Origin of the sequence: Acidovorax sp. HMWF029, assembly GCF_003060895.1 — a bacterium.
Lineage (GTDB): Bacteria > Pseudomonadota > Gammaproteobacteria > Burkholderiales > Burkholderiaceae_C > Acidovorax.
This window is the reverse complement of sequence record NZ_QAIH01000321.1, coordinates 463-17,742: the sequence shown is the minus strand read 5'-3', so window position 1 is coordinate 17,742 and position 17,280 is coordinate 463. Positions and strand designations below refer to the sequence as shown.

At 59.9% G+C, this 17,280-nt stretch carries 14 protein-coding genes; 13 read left to right on the top strand and 1 reads right to left on the bottom strand.

What is annotated here, in order from left to right:
- The first annotated feature begins 67 nt into the window (after positions 1–67).
- From DBR12_RS21260 to DBR12_RS21225, 8 genes are all read left to right on the top strand, one after another.
- Positions 68–1,036 carry a type II secretion system protein GspD gene (locus tag DBR12_RS21260; RefSeq protein WP_233245025.1) on the top strand — a complete coding sequence of 323 codons (969 nt, stop codon included), beginning with the start codon at positions 68–70 and terminating at the stop codon, positions 1,034–1,036.
- A gap of 100 nt (positions 1,037–1,136) precedes the next feature.
- A complete protein-coding gene (locus DBR12_RS21255; RefSeq protein ID WP_108619038.1) occupies positions 1,137–1,556 on the top strand; it encodes a hypothetical protein in 420 nt (139 codons plus the stop codon).
- A 188-nt stretch (positions 1,557–1,744) separates the two neighbouring features.
- On the top strand, positions 1,745–3,487 hold the full coding sequence (locus DBR12_RS21250) for a cell surface protein (protein ID WP_108619037.1): 1,743 nt from the start codon (positions 1,745–1,747) through the stop codon (positions 3,485–3,487).
- 97 nt (positions 3,488–3,584) lie between these two features.
- Positions 3,585–4,499 carry a peptidylprolyl isomerase gene (locus DBR12_RS21245; protein ID WP_233245023.1) on the top strand — a complete coding sequence of 305 codons (915 nt, stop codon included), beginning with the start codon at positions 3,585–3,587 and terminating at the stop codon, positions 4,497–4,499.
- 162 nt (positions 4,500–4,661) lie between these two features.
- The gene (locus tag DBR12_RS21240) at positions 4,662–5,462 is read left to right on the top strand and encodes an ABC transporter permease (RefSeq protein WP_108619036.1); all 801 of its coding nucleotides are present in this window, start codon (positions 4,662–4,664) and stop codon (positions 5,460–5,462) included.
- Between the two features lie 8 nt (positions 5,463–5,470).
- Positions 5,471–6,802, top strand: coding sequence for an ABC transporter ATP-binding protein (locus DBR12_RS21235; protein ID WP_108619040.1), 1,332 nt, complete (start codon positions 5,471–5,473; stop codon positions 6,800–6,802).
- Between the two features lie 161 nt (positions 6,803–6,963).
- Positions 6,964–7,857, top strand: coding sequence for a bifunctional 2-polyprenyl-6-hydroxyphenol methylase/3-demethylubiquinol 3-O-methyltransferase UbiG (locus tag DBR12_RS21230; RefSeq protein WP_108619035.1), 894 nt, complete (start codon positions 6,964–6,966; stop codon positions 7,855–7,857).
- 94 nt (positions 7,858–7,951) lie between these two features.
- Positions 7,952–8,815: a cyclopropane-fatty-acyl-phospholipid synthase family protein gene (locus DBR12_RS21225; protein ID WP_108619034.1), complete on the top strand. Its 864-nt coding sequence runs from the start codon at positions 7,952–7,954 to the stop codon at positions 8,813–8,815.
- A gap of 286 nt (positions 8,816–9,101) precedes the next feature.
- Here the strand turns inward: DBR12_RS21225 and DBR12_RS21220 are convergent, their stop codons facing one another.
- Entirely contained in the window at positions 9,102–12,878 is a 3,777-nt protein-coding gene (locus DBR12_RS21220; RefSeq protein WP_108619033.1) for a methyltransferase domain-containing protein, read from the bottom strand.
- A gap of 70 nt (positions 12,879–12,948) precedes the next feature.
- Between DBR12_RS21220 and DBR12_RS21215 the strand changes: the two genes are divergently transcribed.
- From DBR12_RS21215 to DBR12_RS23360, 5 genes are all read left to right on the top strand, one after another.
- Positions 12,949–13,734, top strand: coding sequence for a glycosyltransferase family 2 protein (locus DBR12_RS21215; protein WP_199226754.1), 786 nt, complete (start codon positions 12,949–12,951; stop codon positions 13,732–13,734).
- Positions 13,731–14,834 carry a glycosyltransferase gene (locus DBR12_RS21210; RefSeq protein WP_108619032.1) on the top strand — a complete coding sequence of 368 codons (1,104 nt, stop codon included), beginning with the start codon at positions 13,731–13,733 and terminating at the stop codon, positions 14,832–14,834. Before DBR12_RS21215 ends, DBR12_RS21210 begins: the two co-directional genes overlap by 4 nt.
- 151 nt (positions 14,835–14,985) lie before the next feature.
- Positions 14,986–15,876 (top strand): acetylglutamate kinase, encoded by an 891-nt coding sequence (gene argB, locus DBR12_RS21205; RefSeq protein WP_094288851.1) that lies wholly within the window; start codon positions 14,986–14,988, stop codon positions 15,874–15,876.
- Between the two features lie 24 nt (positions 15,877–15,900).
- Entirely contained in the window at positions 15,901–16,593 is a 693-nt protein-coding gene (locus DBR12_RS21200) for a response regulator transcription factor (RefSeq protein ID WP_108619031.1), read from the top strand.
- 86 nt (positions 16,594–16,679) lie between these two features.
- Positions 16,680–17,280 (top strand): sensor histidine kinase N-terminal domain-containing protein (locus tag DBR12_RS23360; RefSeq protein WP_233245021.1); only part of this gene is annotated, 601 nt, incomplete at its 3' end.

Sequence of the window (17,280 nt, the reverse complement as noted above, 5' to 3'; positions counted from 1 at the left end):
GCGTACCACGGGGCAGTTAGGCGCAGGCGCCCAAGGGCAGCAAGGCGCGCAGCAGTCGGGTGCCTTGGTGGCAACCATCGGCAGCATTCGGGTAATGGCCGATGAGCTGAACAATGCCATTCTTGTGTGGGGTACACGTGCCGAATACCTCAAAATTGAGGCAACCCTCAAAAGGCTGGATCTGCCGCCTACCCAGGTGCTGATTGAAGCCACCATCGTCGAGGTGACGCTGGGCGACATCCTGAACTATGGCGTGCAGTGGGCATTTACCGATAGCAGGGACGGTAGCAGCTTCACGGGCGCCGGGAACATCAGCGGCCTGACGGGGGGCGCTTTGGGTGGCGTTGCTCAAGGTTTCTCATACTTGCTGCGCAAGGGCGGCACCACCCGTGCTGTGCTGCAAGCCTTGTCTGAAAAATCGCAGCTCAAGGTGATTTCAAGCCCGTCGCTGATGGTATTGGACAACCACACCGCAGCTATTACGGTGGGTAGCCAGCAGCCAATACGAAGTGCCACCATTACCAGTGACACCGCCAACACAGTCACTGACACTATTCAATACAAAGACACGGGCGTCGGCCTCACGGTGACCCCGTCTGTCAATTCGGGCAATTTGGTCACCATGCAGGTAGACCAGACCGTGACAGAGGTGGGTGACGCAGTGACCAGTGCCAACGGCCAGCCCGCATTCTTGCAGCGCCAAATCAGCAGCAAGGTTGCTGTCCGCTCGGGCGAATCCATCGTTTTGGGCGGGCTGATCCGCGACAACACCACCACCGGCAAAACCGGCGTACCCCTGTTGCAAGACATTCCCATCCTGGGCAAAGTGTTTGGTACCAACCGCAATAACAACAACCGCACCGAGCTGCTGGTGATCCTGACCCCGCGCGTGGTGCGCACCGACATCGACATCCGCGAAGTGAGCGAGGACTTGCGTGACCGCCTGCGTGGATTGCAGGGCGTTGAAAATCTGGGTGCCGGAACCAAACCTCTGACCACAGACTCCGTACCGCAGCGCACGGCACCCTCAAACTAAGGGGGCGTGGTGAATGGGTGGCTGACAACGCCACATGTTCGCGACTGGTGCGTTTGGTGCATTTTTGTTGCGTTTTAATCACAAGGACTTTTTGACAACCATGGCTACAACATTTTTATCGCGCAGTTTGGGTGCTGGCGCTCTGGCGCTCAGCGCGCTGGTGCTGGCTGGCTGCGCCACCATGGGTGCTTCGACGCCCGAAGCTGCCGTTGAGCAGCGCGCTGCCGCCTACTGGAAAGCCCGGCAGGCGGGCCAGCTGGACAAGGTGTACGCCTTGACGCCTCCTTCGTACCGCCAGGTGCGCACGCTGGACCAGTTCAAAATGCAGTTCGGCACGGCAGCTGCCGTGCAGGGGGTTGAAGTGACAAAAGTCACCTGCGAGCCAGAAAAATGCGTGGCACGCCTCAAATTGAGTGTGACGCCTGCTCTGGCGGGCCTGAAGATCGCTAACATAGACACGTATCTCGACGAGACTTGGCTGCTCGAGGACGGCCAGTGGTGGCACCACCAAGACCTGTAAAGGGTGCTGCTACTTCGCCTTTTTGGGGGGGATCCGCTGCACCAGCAAAACAGTGTTGCATTTCTTCAACAAACGGGTTTTTTACGGTGCAAGCGTGATGGAACGTCCTGATACGCTGTGCTACCATCCCTTAGCGTAATCAATCGTGGTAGTTGCGCTTACCAACTTTTTTAACTGGAGTTCTTGATATGAAGAAAAATGTTCTGGCCCTGAGCATTGCTGCCATGATTGGTGGCCTGGGCTTTGCAGGCCTGGCTTCCGCGGATGTGGTTGTCGGTACTGGTGCTCCCGGTGCGGATGGCGTTTACGTTGCTGACCGCACCCTGCTGACTGCGACCAATGCTACGGCCTTGAGCGTCTCCCAGGGTGGCGCTGGTCACTCCCTGGTGGTGCCTTACTTCAATGCGCAAAACGGCAACATGACCGTTTTGCATGTGGTGAATACCGACACTGTGCACGGCAAGCTGGCTAAGGTGCGTTTCCGCTCCGCTGCCAACTCCGACGACATTCTGGACTTCCAAGTGTTCCTGTCGCCTGGCGACGTGTGGACTGCTGCTGTGACGGCTGGCGCTAGCGGTGTTGCAGAGCTGACCACTGCTGATGGCACTTGCACCTTGCCTAAGCTGAACAAGGGTGTTTCTCAGCCCTTCGTTACCGATCGTCTGAGCGACAAGGTGGGCAACATTGCTAACCAAACGCGTGAAGGCTACGTTGAAATTTTCAACATGGCTGACATCGATGCATCCAAGATCTACGGCGCAACGAACAATGCAAACAGCACGCTGTACACGGCTATCAAGCACGTGAATGGTACGGCTCCTTGCACGCAAGCTGCCCTGGACGCTACGCTCGTGAACCTGAGTACGCAGGCTAACGTTCGTGCGCTGGGTCTGGATACGCCTACCTCTGGTTTGATGGGTGACTGGTACATCATCAATGTGGCTCAGTCGACCACGTTTGCTGGTGCTGCTACGTCTCTGCTGGCAACGGTTGGCGCTGGCGGTGCTGCAGGTCGCGGTAACTTCGTCCACTTCCCACAAAACGCTACGGCAGCTCCTACTCCAGAGTCGTTCACGTCTGATCCGCTGTTCCGCGTGGCTTTCACGCGTGACAACGCCAACGCTGCTGTGACCACGGCTGCTCTGCGCGCTGCTAACTACGATCTGCCTGACCTGTCCACGCCTTATACGGCTGTTGCTGGTGTTGCTGTTGACACTCGCGTTCAAGCATTCAACCTGACGCAAGCTCTGGCTGTGACTTCCATCACCAACCAGTACGCGAATGATGCTTCCATCTCGGCTAAGACCGACTGGGTGTTCTCGATGCCTACCCGCCGCTACAGCGTGGCTGCTAACTATGCAGCTACGGCTACTACGGCCGCTGGCTACCGTCTGTACACCACGCTGACTGATGCTGCCAACTTCCCTGGCGCTAATCCAGCTGTGGCTGCCAGCTACAAGGTTTGGTTCGCTCCTGAGAACACCACGACCGAAGGCGGTTTGATCTGCGTGAACTCCACCGGTCAATCTTTCTGGGATCGTGAAGAGCAGTCGCGCACTTCGGGTGCCGTGTTCTCGCCAGGTTCTGTCTCGCAAACCCGTTTCTGCGGCGAAACCAGCGTGCTGAGCTTTGCTGACACCGGTAACTCGGTGCTGGCTGCTAGCGTTGCACGTCAAAACGTCGCAGCTGGCGCTGCTTCTGGCCCGTTCACCAACGGCTGGAGCGTTGTGAGCACTGCTAACTCCTTCACTTCTACCCTGGGTGCAGGCAATGCTACGACCGGCCTTGGCGCAGCTAACGCAACTGTGTACAACTCGCAAGCTGGCCTGCCAATCCTGGGTGCTTCGTTCATCAAGCTGACGAACCCCCAAGCCGCTGCTGGCACAGTTGGCACCTACGGTATCACTTGGCCACACCGCTTCACGAAGTAATTCGTGGGCACTTAATCGCAGCAATGCGATCCAAAAAGGCGGGGGGCTTCCCCCGCCTTTTTTTTTAACTGCTTGAAACTGGCTGATGAAACCAACCATGAACCGCTGTTTTTCCGTGCAAATCCGTCATGCAGCTGCTGTTACTGCTACTGCTGCATTGGTGTTGTGTGCAACCACTGCCCAGGCTGCAGACCCTGCTGCTGCCGCACTGATTCAAGGTGAGTCGGTGGCCATTACGGTGCAGGACATGCAGGCCGATTCATTGCGCATGCCGCCCGAAATGCGCTCTGTCGTGCTCCAGAAAACCGAGACCGTGATGCAGGTGGCGTCTAACTTGTATGCGCGCCGCGTGTTTGCGGAGCGTGCTGCCGCTGAGGGGCTGGACAAGAACCCGCAGGTAGCCGCCGCCCTCAAGGTGGCCCGTGACAAGGTGCTGTCAGACGCCATGCTGGAACATATCGACAAGAAGGCTGTGCCCTCCGATGCCGCTGTGGAGGCTCTGGCCCGCAATATCTACCGTGCCAAGCCCGACCGTTTCAAGGCAGACGAAGAGGTCAAGATTCGCCACATTCTGCTGGCCGAGAAAACACCCGAGTCCCGTGCCAAGGCTGAGCAGGTGCTGGACGAGCTGAAAAAGGGGGCTGACTTTGCTGCACTGGCCAAAGAGCGCTCCGCCGACACGGGCAGCGCTGCCAAGGGTGGCGAACTGGGCTATTTCACCAAGGGGCGCATGGTGCCCGAGTTTGAAACTGCCGCCTTTGCGTTGAGCAAGCCGGGCGAAATCAGCGGCCTTGTCGAGACCAAGTTTGGTTATCACATTCTGCAGCTTGATGACCGCCGTCCACCGCGAACTCGCGCTTTTGAAGAAGTGCGCGAAGAGCTGATGAAGGAAGTGCGTACCACTGCTGCACAAGATGCACGCGTGGCCGAGGCCCAAAAGATCCAGCAAGGCGCCAAGATCAACCATGAAGCCATCGACGCTTTTGCGGCGAGCTACAAGGCTGCCAAGTAAATCTGGCGATGCGGTTGTTGGTTGGCAGACACAGCCATGTGGTGTGTGCTTGCCAAGCTTGATGCAGCTGAGGTGTGGCGCCATTGCGCCCATCTCGGCCAAGACCTTACCCACCCCGCGTTGAGCGGGTTTTTTGCTTCGTAGCGAGTCTGTTTCGGCACCATGCTGATCTTGTTGAATGAAATGCGGGCCCTTTGGCGAGCACGCGCACTGGTCTGGGTGCTGACCCGACGCGAACTCGCGGCCCGCCACTCGGGCACGGCTGCGGGAGTGCTGTGGCCCTACCTACAACCTCTGCTGACGGTGGCTGCGTACTACCTGGTATTCGACGTTGTTTTCTCCATGCGCTTGGGGGTGGGGGCTCCGTCGCATGCTGTGGGCACTTTCCTTATCGTGGGCGCGCTGCCGTGGATGGCCTTCTGCGACGCCGTGTCGCGGGGCATGAACAGCCTGATTGAGGCGGGCGGGCTGTTGCAGAAGAACCCTTTGCCGCCCGTATTGTTTACGGCTCGCGCTGTACTGGCCAGTGGTTTGATCTACGGCCCTTTGCTGGCGCTTGTGGTGTTGATCTATGCCCCGCTACACCATTTCAATGCAGCTGTTCTGAGCTTTGTCCCCTTGTTGGGGTTGCAGTTGCTGTTGTGCTTTCTTCTGGGTTACTTGCTTGCGGTGCTGGCGGCTGCCCTGCGGGACACCGTGCAACTGGTGGGGTTCTTACTGTCGGTCGGGATTTACCTGTCGCCTATTCTGTTTCCGCTCAGCCTTTTTCCAGAGGCATGGCGCTGGGTGCTTTGGGTCAATCCCATGACGGCGCTGGTGCAGGGTTACCAGCAGATATTGCTGCAGGGGGTCTGGCCGCCTGCGAGCGTGTGGTGGGTGTCTTCGGCCTGGCTGCTGGTTGTGGCACTGCTGCTGAACGTGGTGGTCAAGCGCAGCCGTGACCAGTTGGTGGATTGGCTATGACGGTGGCTATGACAGCATTCGATGAGCGTCAGCAACAAGGGCGGACTGGCGGTGGCGCTGCTGCCACTGTACTGAGTGTGCAGGGGGTGGGCAAAGAGTACAAGTTGTACCCCACGCCGCGTGCGCGTCTGCGAGCCCTTGTTACCGGCAAGGCCACGCACCGCAGCCATTGGGCCCTGAACGATGTGTCGTTCGAACTTCAGCGCGGTGAGTGCATTGGCGTGATTGGCGACAACGGGGCGGGCAAAAGCACCTTGCTCAAGCTATTGGCGGGTACATTGCAGCCTAGCCATGGGCGCATTGTCCGCGTGGGGCGTGTCACCGCCATCTTGGAATTGGGCGCGGGCTTTCACCCTGATTTCAGTGGGCGTGACAATCTGTATTTTGCCGGTAGCCTGATTGGTATCAACCGAGATGAAATGGCCCGGCTGGAGCCGGGGATCATTGCATTTTGTGAGTTGGGCGAGGCGCTGGACAGGCCTGTAAAGACTTACTCCTCGGGCATGACGGTGCGCCTGGCCTTTGCGTTGGTCACAGCCGTTCAACCCGACGTATTGATCATCGACGAGGCGCTCGCGGTCGGCGACCAGAACTTTCAGAAAAAGTGTGTTGAGCGCATCACCGCATTTCGTAACAACGGCTGCACCATTTTGTTTTGTTCACACAGCCCGTACCACATTCGGCACCTCTGCGACCGTGCGCTGTGGCTCAAGGGCGGACGGGTGGCGCAGTTTGGTGACACGGAGGCGGTGCTGGCCGCCTATGACGTTTACACCCGGGAGCGCGAGGCCTCAGCATCCGGGGGTAGCAGCTCCGACAGCGAAGACCTACCTGCATCGGTAGGCGACAAAGGCCTGGCGCAGCCTGAAGGCCGCGAAGCACCGCAGCACGCTGCCGTGCAACACACGAAGCCCGTTGAGGCTGCCGGAGGCGGTGCCTGCATTCTGTCTGTGGATGTGGCGCGGCTTGAGCACGCGATGGAAGGGCAACCACCAGTGCTGCAGGGGCAAGACCTGATTGTGACCATCCGGGCCCGAGGGCGCGGTACAGAGCGGCCCCACATAGGCTTCATGATTGAGCAATCCAAGGGAGTTGGCATTACCTCTCTGGCCACGCATGAAGATGGTGCGGCGCCCATGCAGCTGGAGGATGGAGTGTGGCAGTCGGTGCTGACGTTTCCCGACCTGCCGTTGCACAGTGGCGACTATGTGATCAGTGCCTTCCTGTTTGATGAGACGGGGCTGGCCGTGTACGACGAGTGGTTTCAGTTCTTGCACTTCCGGTTCATCTTTCCGAAGCCCCTGCCGGGTTTGGTGCGGCTTCCGCATCACTGGAGTTAGAACTCGGTAGAGGCTACTGGCGGGGGCTGAATAGTAACGAAGAGTTTCTGGGCACCCTAAAGCTCTGGCCTTATGCCCGCTTGGCGTGTTCTGTGCCAGCCCTGTAGCCGACAGCGCTCCGATAATGGAGGGCTTTGATCGATTCGACCATCTGACGACCTATGACTACATCATCCTCCTGCGATGCAACCCCAGGCCAGCGATTGCTGGAGGAGGGGCGAGAGCTGCTTTTGCGAGGCGACCGCGCCGGTGCCGCTCAGGTACTGGCCAGGGCTCGAGACGAGCGCGATGTGCTGCTGGCGGCACATGCGCTGATTGAGGACAATGACCTTATTGGCTCGTTCTCGAATGTGATGGGGCTGGATTGCACCATTTGTGCCGAAGACGATATCTTCGGTTTTTTTGCTGGGCATCATTCGAGCAAGAACCCCCTGCGCGACTATTTGGCGGATGGATGGCGGACATTGTCTGAGTTGATGCTGTTGCTGGAAGCCGTGGACCAGCCACTGCTCAAAACGGGCCGAGTGCTTGAGTTTGCAAGTGGCCATGGCAGATTCACCCGCCATCTTGCCAAAGCACTGGGCTCCGCACGCGTGGTGGTATCTGATGTGGTGCCTGGCGCTGTGAGCTTTTCGCGTAGCGCTTTTGGTGTGGACGGGTTCCTGTCGGCTAGTGTCCCGGAGGCCGTGCAGTGGCCTGGCCGCTATGACCTGGTCTTCGTGTTGTCCCTCTTCAGCCACTTGCCGCGCTCCACCTGGTCGCGGTGGCTCAAGGTCTTGTACGAAGCTGTGGCTCCTGGTGGGCTTCTGGTGTTCAGCACCCACGGCATCAAGGCTGCCAACTTTGACCAGGTAAAGCTGGACAGTGAAGGCTTCTTTTTCGCGGCGTCGAGCGAATCGACGGCGATTGATGGGCAGGAGTATGGAACCACCTTCACTTCCGAAGCCTTCGTTCTGGCACGTATTGCCGAAACCATGGGGGCCGACAAGCTGGTGCACAAAGCCCCTGTGCACTTCTGGAACCACCAGGACGCCTACGTGGTGCGCAAACCCTGATGGCGAATGAGCATACATGCTGCTCGTCAGGGGCTTGTGCGCCTCAGTTTTGTTGGGCTGGACTAGTAATGGAAACGCGACCTCTGGAGATGCGATGAACAGCAACTGGTGGCTGAAGCTGCAAGAGCGGGTGTGGGGGTTGTCTCCTTGGGACGTAGAGAAAATCAGTGATGAATGGTTTCGGGCGCATTTTGAGTACGCTGCCGATGTGGTCTATCACTGGGTGGGGAGCGTGCTTGATGTGCACACTTCCCGGTTTCTGAACTTTGGCTGCGGTGATGGCATCACCGATTTGTCTTTGGTGTTGCGCTACGGAGCAACAGATATCCACGGAGTGGATATCCGCCGCGAATACGCAAAGCTGCCCCGCATTGCAAAGGAGCAACTGGGCATGCGGCGTGTTCCGTCGGCGCTGACCTTCGAAACCATCACTCCTGGTGCTCCCCTGGCCGGCAAGCGCCCTTTGGTTGACGGCATCATGAGCTGGTCTACCTTTGAGCATGTGCAGTGCGACCAGCTCGCCCCCATATTTGCAGATTTGTACGCCTGCCTGCGCCCAGGAGGGTACTTCTTCATTCAGATCGAGCCGTTGTTCTACTCTCCCTTTGGGTCACACCTGCGCCGCTACGATGATGTGCCTTGGCATCATCTGCTGGCCAGTGAAGAGTCGCTGTGGAAGGTGATTCAGGAGCACGTGGGGCCCATGGATGCGTCGGAGGTGGATTTCGGCTTCGCTGACTTCGGCGTGGATGGGTATAAGAAGTTTGTCTTCAACGAGTACCGCGCTCTCAACCGATTGACCGCCGATGAGTTGGTAGCGTTGACTGTGGAGGCCGGGTTTCACGTGGTCCGGCAGGAGCGTCGGCACGTGGACATTGAAATACCCCCGGGCCTACGCGGCAGGTACCCCGATGAGCTGTTGCTGAACAACGAGGTGTTCCTTCTTCTAGGCAAATGAAGAACTTGTATTGCTACCTTGCATGTTCGTGTGTTTGGCCGTGGTAAGGCCTGATTGATGTACGCAGCTATCCCTGTTTTAGGCTGACAGAGGCGGAACAGGGAAATGTGGGCCGCGCATGCGTAGCTCGAAGAATGGAGCTTTGTGATAAACAAAAACGCGCCAAATGCTATCAATGAAATAGCACTAGGCGTCTGATTCAGGCGTTGCGCCTGCTATTGATCTTTCGGGCTTCTAACCCTCGTCTCCTTGGGCGGTGGGGAATAGAGGGCTGACCTGCCGCGCTTTATGCACTTAGCCAGTTCTTGATCCGAGTCTGCCAATGCTGGGGTATTTGCTTGGCAACACCCCTCAGAAGCTGGTGAGAGCGCAGGCGGACAACGCCAGATAGCAAGAGCGAGCGAGCGCCTTCGCCGGACGCAACCGGTGCGCGGTGCGCCTCTAGAAACTCCAGCGTCAAAGCCGCCGTGGATTGAGGGGGGGTGATGCCTTGCAGGTAGTTATCCTTGTAGTGCCACATCGCGTCCGATGACTTGGCCGCCTGCACGGCATGGGCCAGTGGCGCGGGAAGGGCCAGAGCCGCCGGAGGTTGGGCGTTTGCAAAGTTTTGTTCGCGCATGCGCAGGAAGGTATCTAGCCATTCCGCTGGGGTCTGATTCCAGCGCTCCACCCAGCTCCAGCTGCGCTCATGGAGGCGCTCGGCAAATGCACCCAGGTCTGGTGCCACGGCAGGGAGGCCGGCTTCGAGGCAAGCACTCAGGGTGTAGCTGTACGTTTCAGGCCATTGCGCTGGAAACCATGCCAAATCGGGCCTTAGCCAAGCCAGCAGGTGTGCCAGATCCTTGTCTTCGTAGGCGCCATGTACCGTCAGGTGGGCGCGCGGTTGTGTTTGCAGGTGGCGATAGCCATAGCCGAGCAGGTGAAATTCGATGGGGGCATTGCGGCGGGCGGCTTCGATGGCGACGGATTCCAGCAGATCAGCGCCCTTGATTGCGCTTAGGGCACCGAGCACGACGACCTTGAGTACAAATCCATCCGCGCGTACCTGGGGTGATGGTGTTGGCAGGGGAGCCGTGGTGCTGATATCCGTATGGGGGACTACGAGCAGTCGAGCACCCGGCGCGAATCCCGAAATTCGCCGGGCTGTATCATGACTGGGGGCGAGCACGTAGCGAGCAGCTGTCAGGAAATGGACGTTACGGTGGCGCCATTGGCCAATAGTGCCAGCCTGTGGGGCTGCACTCTCGGGGCGGCAGCATTGGCATTGGCCGGGGGCTGCGTCTCCGGCGTAGCGATTGTCTAGACCGGTCAGGGAAATGTGCGCGCAGTAGCTGTAGAAATCATGCGCGGTGAAGTCATACTGCACGCCCAACTGGTGGGGCAGGTCTAGGATGCTCTCATCATGTCCGAGCAGATGGTGGTAGTGGATATGAGCCACTCCCAGCCAGCGCATGGCATCAAGGAACTCGGCAGATTGTTTTGTTAAGCTGAATTGCAGTAGAAAGCCTTCGGACTCGTCGGCCCATTGCAATCGAACAGACTGATCAGGCGCGGGAGTGAGTGTGAGAAAAAGGGCTTGCTCACCCATGTGTGTCGCCAATTCCCTCACATGGCGTACAGTGCCGCCCGCGCGGTCGTGCAGCACTGCTAGAACTATAGGCAAGTGAGTTTGGCGCATGCGGGCAATGTCAAGTGCCAGTCGGTAAGGCTGCGCAGGATCGGCCTTCACAAAAGCCATCACATCCCGTTCGTAGCGGGGGTGCAGGCGGCGCAGTGTTTCCATGGCCGCGCGTTCGCGGGGGCTCTTGCTGTCGCCAAAACTCACTCCACCAGTGTGCAGCACAAAGGTGTCGAGCAGGTGCAGGTTGCGCCAGCCCGCCTCTGCCGCTCGCTGGCAGAAGTCGTTTTCTTCGCCGTAGCCTTTGCCGAAGTTCTCGGTGTCAAAAAGGCCGACTTGCGCGAGGCAATCGCGCCGGATGTACATGCAAAAACCTACGCCTGTGGGCACGTCCACAACCGCACCGGGGTTGGTCTGGGCACACAGGGCATCCAGCCGTGCAGTGTCGTAGCCGGCTGGCAGGTTGTTGTCCTTGCAGAATCGGGGATAGCTACAGATGGTGGCGTTGTTTGAAAATGGAGTGACCGAAGCTACCTTGCTATCGCCATAAGCGGCGCGGCGTATGCGGTCCAGCCAGTCATTGGCGACTTCGGTGTCGCTGTTGAGAAGCAGTACGTCGTTGCTATCGCTCAGCCCCATGCCCCGGTTCACCGTGCCGACAAAACCCAGGTTTTCGGTGTTTTCCAGCAGGGTGATGCGGTGATCTTGTGCCGCGCGCTCGCGAAGCCAATCCGTGACCTCGGGTTCAGGGCTGGCATCGTTGATGACAATCAGACGCCAGGCGCACTGGTTGGTGCTGGCCAGCACAGATTCAATGCACAACCGGGTGTCAGCCAGGCCGCGGTACACGGGAACAATGATGTCCACAGGGTGCCGGGAGGGCGCGGTGGGTGTGGGTTGATGGGCAGGCTTGGCTGATTGGGCTGCCTTGGGGCCTCGGCCCAGGAGTCGGTCCAGGCGCATCTTGGCGTGAACAATGGGGCGGGTGGCGCGGAACACGGTAGAGGTTTCGATGTTGCGTAGGTGCTGGGCCAGTTCGTCCAAGTCGCTGCGAAGTCGAGTGGCTTCTTGCTGCCAAGTGGCACGCTGCCGGGATGCGGCCTGGCTGGCTTCTTCCAGGATCTGGTTGCGGTTTTGTGTGGCAGCTAGGTCTGTCTGCGTTTGATTCAGCCTGCTCGCAGTGTCACGGCAGTTGGTTTCCAGCTGAGCGATGCGGTCATGCAGTGGAAGCACCGTGCCAGACAAAGCGACATAGTCTGCCGACATGGGCCAACCCATTTCGACTTCTAGCTTGGTGCTGTCTTGTGGGCTGTTGGCGAGGACTTCGGTGGGAATGGGCAGTTCAAACCAGGGCTCGTCCCCGGCAAGTAGCAATAGTGTGGCGCCGGACGCAGCGGGTAGTGGGGCGTGCCAGACAATCTGATTGTGGGGCGTGGCGGCCAAAAGTGATCGCGACCCGGAGTTGGTCGCCCATTGCCACAAAACGTTTCCTTGCGCTGTGCGCAATGTCAGTCGGTACAGGTGGACGAAACCTGGGCGATCGGCAGGATCCAGGCGCAGGTGAGTGACGGGTGTTTCTGAGCTGGGTAGATCGAAGCAAAGGGTTTGGCGCTCCAGGCCAATGACCCCCGATGCCGTTAGCTTGTGGGTCTCGTCGTATCGACCCGCATAACCAAGATAAAGTTGGGTCGTAAATAGGGCCTGAGCAGGCGTTTCGGAGGGCGCAGCGGGCGCCATCGTGTGTATCGCCTCGGCTGTTGGGTGGGTGACACAGATGAACTGGTAGGTTAGTGCATCGGGGATGCCCAGTAGGTGTCGCGCTACCGAGGGAGGCAGGCGGTCAAAAGCGACATCGAACTCCGATTCTGGGAGCTCCCGGACGATGGTGTCGATGGAGTCCGCGGCCCAGCGGTACTCGCTGAGAAAACGCTTCAGAGATTTGCGGGTGAAGAAACGTAGGTGCGTGCGGTCAAGCAGCCCTTCCTCTCGATACCGAAACTCCCCCTCCAGCAACTCGGCCACGAGGCCGCTGTACCCTGCATTGGGGACAGAAATGAGCAGTTTTCCGCTGGGTTCAAGCAGTTTGCGGCAAGCATCCAAGACCTTTTCGGGGCGACTCAGGTGCTCCAGTACGTCCGCGCACACAATGTAATCGTATTGCTGGCCTTCGAAAGTAGCAATCAAGTCGCATGACTCTAGGTTGTCCACTACCAAACGGCGGTAGTAGGGCTTGGCCAGGGCGGCTTCCGCTTCACTGAGAGTGACGCCGTCCACCGTGCAATTCTGCGTTTCGGTGAGGTGCCGTCCCAGTGCGCCACTGCCGCAGCCCAGGTCCAGCACCGTTGCATTGTTGTGAATCAGACTGGCCAATACCGACAGCGAAGTGCGTTCGCCCGCTGTGATACTGCGCAGATAAACGTGCAAATCTTCCGTTGAATGCGTCATCCGGGGATTATGACGGTGGGGCGAGTGCACTTAACAGGGGCGGTGCTAGAACTGGGACAATAGCGCCTTGATGAACGTCTCCTCAATCTCACGGTGCGGTCTTGTAGTTTCAGTGGTCAGCCATGGTCATGGGCCGCTGGTCCAGGCCTTGCTGAACGATTTGGCACGGCTGTCTGCGGAGACAGTCGGGCGTGTGGTGCTGACGCAAAATTTGCCTGAGGCTGAGCCCGAAGCCCCAGCCGACGGGTGGCCGTTTGTGTTTCAAATTGTCAAAAATGCAGTGCCTGCCGGATTTGGTGCCAACCACAACCGGGCTTTGGCGGGGGCTGAGGAGTCCGCAGTCTGTGTGCTCAATCCTGATGTCGGGCTTGGCGCTGGGGATCCCTTTGCGCTTCTTGTGCAAGCTGTATGGCAGCCAGGGGCTGGTTGTGCTTACCCGGTACAACTGGATGAGAAGGGGCGGCTGCAAGACAGCGAGCGCGAATTGCCTACCCCTTGGGCGCTTTTGCGGCGCCGCCTTCTGGGGCGCGGCGAGAGCCAGGTCGATTGGGTGAATGCCGCCTGCATGGTGCTCCCGCAACCCGTATGGCAAGCGGTCGGTGGATTCGATGAGGCCTATTTCATGTATTGTGAAGATGTGGATCTTTGCCTGCGCATCCGTTTGCTGGGGCGCACTTTGGTGCGGGTGCCAGTGCGTGTGGTGCATGCTGGGCAGCGTGCCAGTCACAGGCGGTGGAGTCATTTGCGGTGGCATGTGCGCAGCCTGTTGAGGCTGTGGAGTTCGCCGGTTTATGCGAAGGCGCGCCTTTTGTTACGGGCCGGGCCGGCAAGCACGGGTACCATCGGCCGCTCATGATTTGGTTGTCTCTAGTGGCTTTTGTGGTGGTTGCGCTGGCGGCCGGGTTGATCGTGCGGTGGATGCGCAGCCACGCTTCCGCATACGGCAATGGCATGCCGCAGCGCTTTCACTTTGGGGATGTCCCACGTTTGGGCGGAGCTGCGCTGCTTCTGGGCATCGGTTGTGGATGGAGCCTGGGTGTGTTGCAGTCAGTGCAGTGGGGCGATCCCGGCTCGCTAAGGCTTGGGGCCTGGGTTTGGGGATGGCTGGCGGTGTTGCTGCCCGCTGCGGTGGGGGGGATTGCTGAAGACATGACCCAGCGCCTTTCGGTCCGTTACCGCCTGATGCTCACCAGTGCATCGGGTGTACTGGCTGTTGTCTTGCTGAATCTGACACTTCCCCGCATGGGTTGGCCCTGGCTGGATGCTGTGCTGGCCGCTGCCCCTTGGTTGGGTGTCGCCATTGTGGTGCTGGCCGTTGCCGGTCTGCCCCATGCCTTCAACATCATCGATGGCTACAACGGCCTGGCGGGCATGGTGGCACTGATTGTCTGTCTGGCGCTGGCCCATGTGGCCCTGCAGGTGGGGGATCGGGCGCTGGCGGCGCTGCTGGTGTCCACGGCGGCGGCCACGGGTGGGTTCCTGGTCTGGAACTACCCGCGGGGCATGCTGTTTGCGGGGGATGGTGGGGCCTATGTATGGGGCGTGGTGATTGCCATGGCCAGTATCTCCCTGGTGCAGCGCAATGCGGATGTCTCGCCGTGGTTTCCCATGTTGCTGTTGATCTACCCCGTCTGGGAGACGGTTTTCTCGATTTACCGCAAGGCGGTGCGGGGGGTTTCGCCGGGGGTGGCCGATGCCCTGCATTTCCACCAATTGATCTACCGCCGCATTGTGCGCGGGGTTTTCCACGACGATGAGTCGCGCCGTATGCTGATGCGCAACAACCGCACTTCGCCCTACCTGTGGGGTTTTACCCTGCTGACGGTTGTGCCTGCCGTGCTGTTCTGGAACAACACGCTGCTGCTCATGGCATTTTGTGGGCTGTTCGTCGTCAGTTATGTGATGGCCTACCTAGCCATCGTGCGCTTCAAGGTGCCGCATTGGTTGCGCCACTGAGCGGCGCAGTGACTTGGGCCCCAGGTGACAGTGCCTAGTAGCCACGGCGCTGCGGTGTTGGGGCGCTGAAAAACTGGCGGGCGCCTGTACGTCCTGCGAATGCGGCACAATTTAAGCCTTACTGTTTTCTACTTCCGGACGGCCCGCCTCCATGACCGACCTTCTTTCGATTGCCCCGCGCGACAAGGCTGAAATTCTGGCCCAGGCGCTGCCTTACATCCGCAAGTTCCATGGCAAGACCATGGTCATCAAATACGGCGGCAACGCCATGACCGACCCGGCACTTCAGGCAGACTTTGCCGAAGACGTGGTGTTGCTCAAGCTGGTGGGCATGAACCCCGTGGTGGTACACGGAGGTGGCCCGCAGATCGAGACAGCCCTGAACCGCCTGGGTAAGAAGGGCGAATTCATCCAGGGCATGCGCGTGACCGATGCCGAGACCATGGAAGTGGTTGAGTGGGTGCTGGCGGGGGAGGTGCAGCAGGACATCGTGGGCTTGATCAACCAGGCGGGCGGCAAGGCTGTGGGCCTGACGGGCCGCGACGGCGGCATGATCCGTGCCCAGAAGCTCAAGATGGTGGACAACAAGAACCCCGCGATTGAGCACGACGTGGGTCAGGTGGGTGATATCGTCTCCATCGACCCGAGCGTGGTGAAAGCGCTGCAGGACGATGCCTTCATCCCCGTCATCAGCCCCATCGGCTTTGGCGAGAACAACGAGAGCTACAACATCAACGCCGACGTGGTGGCCAGCAAGCTGGCCGAGGTGCTCAAGGCCGAGAAGCTGGTGCTGCTCACCAACACCCCGGGCGTGTTGGACAAGGCGGGCAACCTGCTGACCGACCTGACGGCCCGCCGCATTGACGAGTTGTTCGCTGACGGCACGATTTCTGGCGGCATGCTGCCCAAGATCGCCGGGGCACTGGATGCCGCCAAGGCGGGCGTCAACGCCGTGCACATCATCGATGGCCGGGTGCCCCATGCCATGCTGCTGGAGATCCTGACCGAGCAGGCCTACGGCACGATGATACGGTCGCACTGATTTTTGACACTTCTGCGGTCTGCCATGCGCTTGCTATTGGTCGAAGACGATGTGATGGTGGCCAGCGGCATAAAGCTGGGGCTGACCGATGCTGGGTATGCCGTAGATTGGGTTGGCAGTGGTGAGCGCGCTGAAGAGGTGTTGCGCACAGAGTCGTTCGACGCTGCCATTATCGACATTGGCTTGCCCGCTATGGATGGCCTGGAGCTAACGCGCCGCTTGCGGCGCCCGGACATGGCCAGCCCGGCCATGCCGGTGCTTATCCTCACGGCGCGTGATGCATTGCATGACCGCGTGCAGGGGCTGGACCTGGGTGCCGACGACTACATGGTCAAGCCCTTCGAGCTGCCCGAATTGCTGGCGCGCCTGCGGGCCCTTCTGCGCCGCTCACAGGCGGCCACCACGGCGGTGCTGAGTTTCGGGCCGCTGGAGCTGGACACCGCCGGGCGCCGCGCGAGCATTCGCAGCGACGCGGGCGAGCAGGTGGTCGAGCTGGGGCCGCGCGAGTGGACAGTGCTGGAGTACCTGCTTATCAATGCCCCCAAACCTGCCAGCAAAGACAAGCTCTTGCAGGCGTTGACGGGGTGGGACAAGGAGATCACGCCCAACGCTGTTGAGGTCTATGTCTCCCGCCTGCGTGGCAAGCTGGAGCCCCATGGCGTGGCGCTGCGGTCGATCCGAGGGTTCGGCTACCGGCTGGAACTCCAGAACTCCTGACGGGGCATCGGCCCCGGCCCCCTTCTACTCTGCCACCTGCCATGCTGCTTCGGATCTTTTCCCCAAAGCGGCCCGGTTTGCGCGCCATGACGTCCGACCTGCGGACCCGGCTGCTGCTGATGCTGGTGCTGCCCTTGTGTGTGCTGGCGCTGGTGGCAGTCTGGCTGGACTACCGTTCGGCCGATGAGGCTGCTGTCCAGCACGACCAGCGACTGGTGCGCCTGCTGCCAGCGCTGGCCGACTCGGTGCTGGCGCCGGCCATTCGTGACAACGCCTCACCCTTGCTGCTGCTGGCGCCGCCGATTGAGGACTTCCTGCGCCAGAACGCAGGGTTTTCCGCGTACAGCGTGCGCGACACGTCGGGGCGGTTGCTGCTGGGGGATGGCTGGGTGCATGGGGCGGTGCCCACCACGCAGGCTCCCGAGTTCCACAGTGTGGAGTTTGGCGGCGTGACCTACCGGGTGGCCGTGCAGCGTGGTCGCACGGGCGCAGGCGAGCTGGTGGTTGCCTTGGCCGATGGGTCTGACCCGCGCCAGAAATGGGCCCAGCAACTGCTGCTCAGGGTGTTGTTGCCCAACTTGGTGCTGTTGCTGGCGGCTGGATTTGCCATCCACTGGGCGGTGCGGCAAGCCTTCAAGCCCCTGGTGGGCCTGGCCGAGGCGGTTGAACGCCGCTCGCCGCGCGACT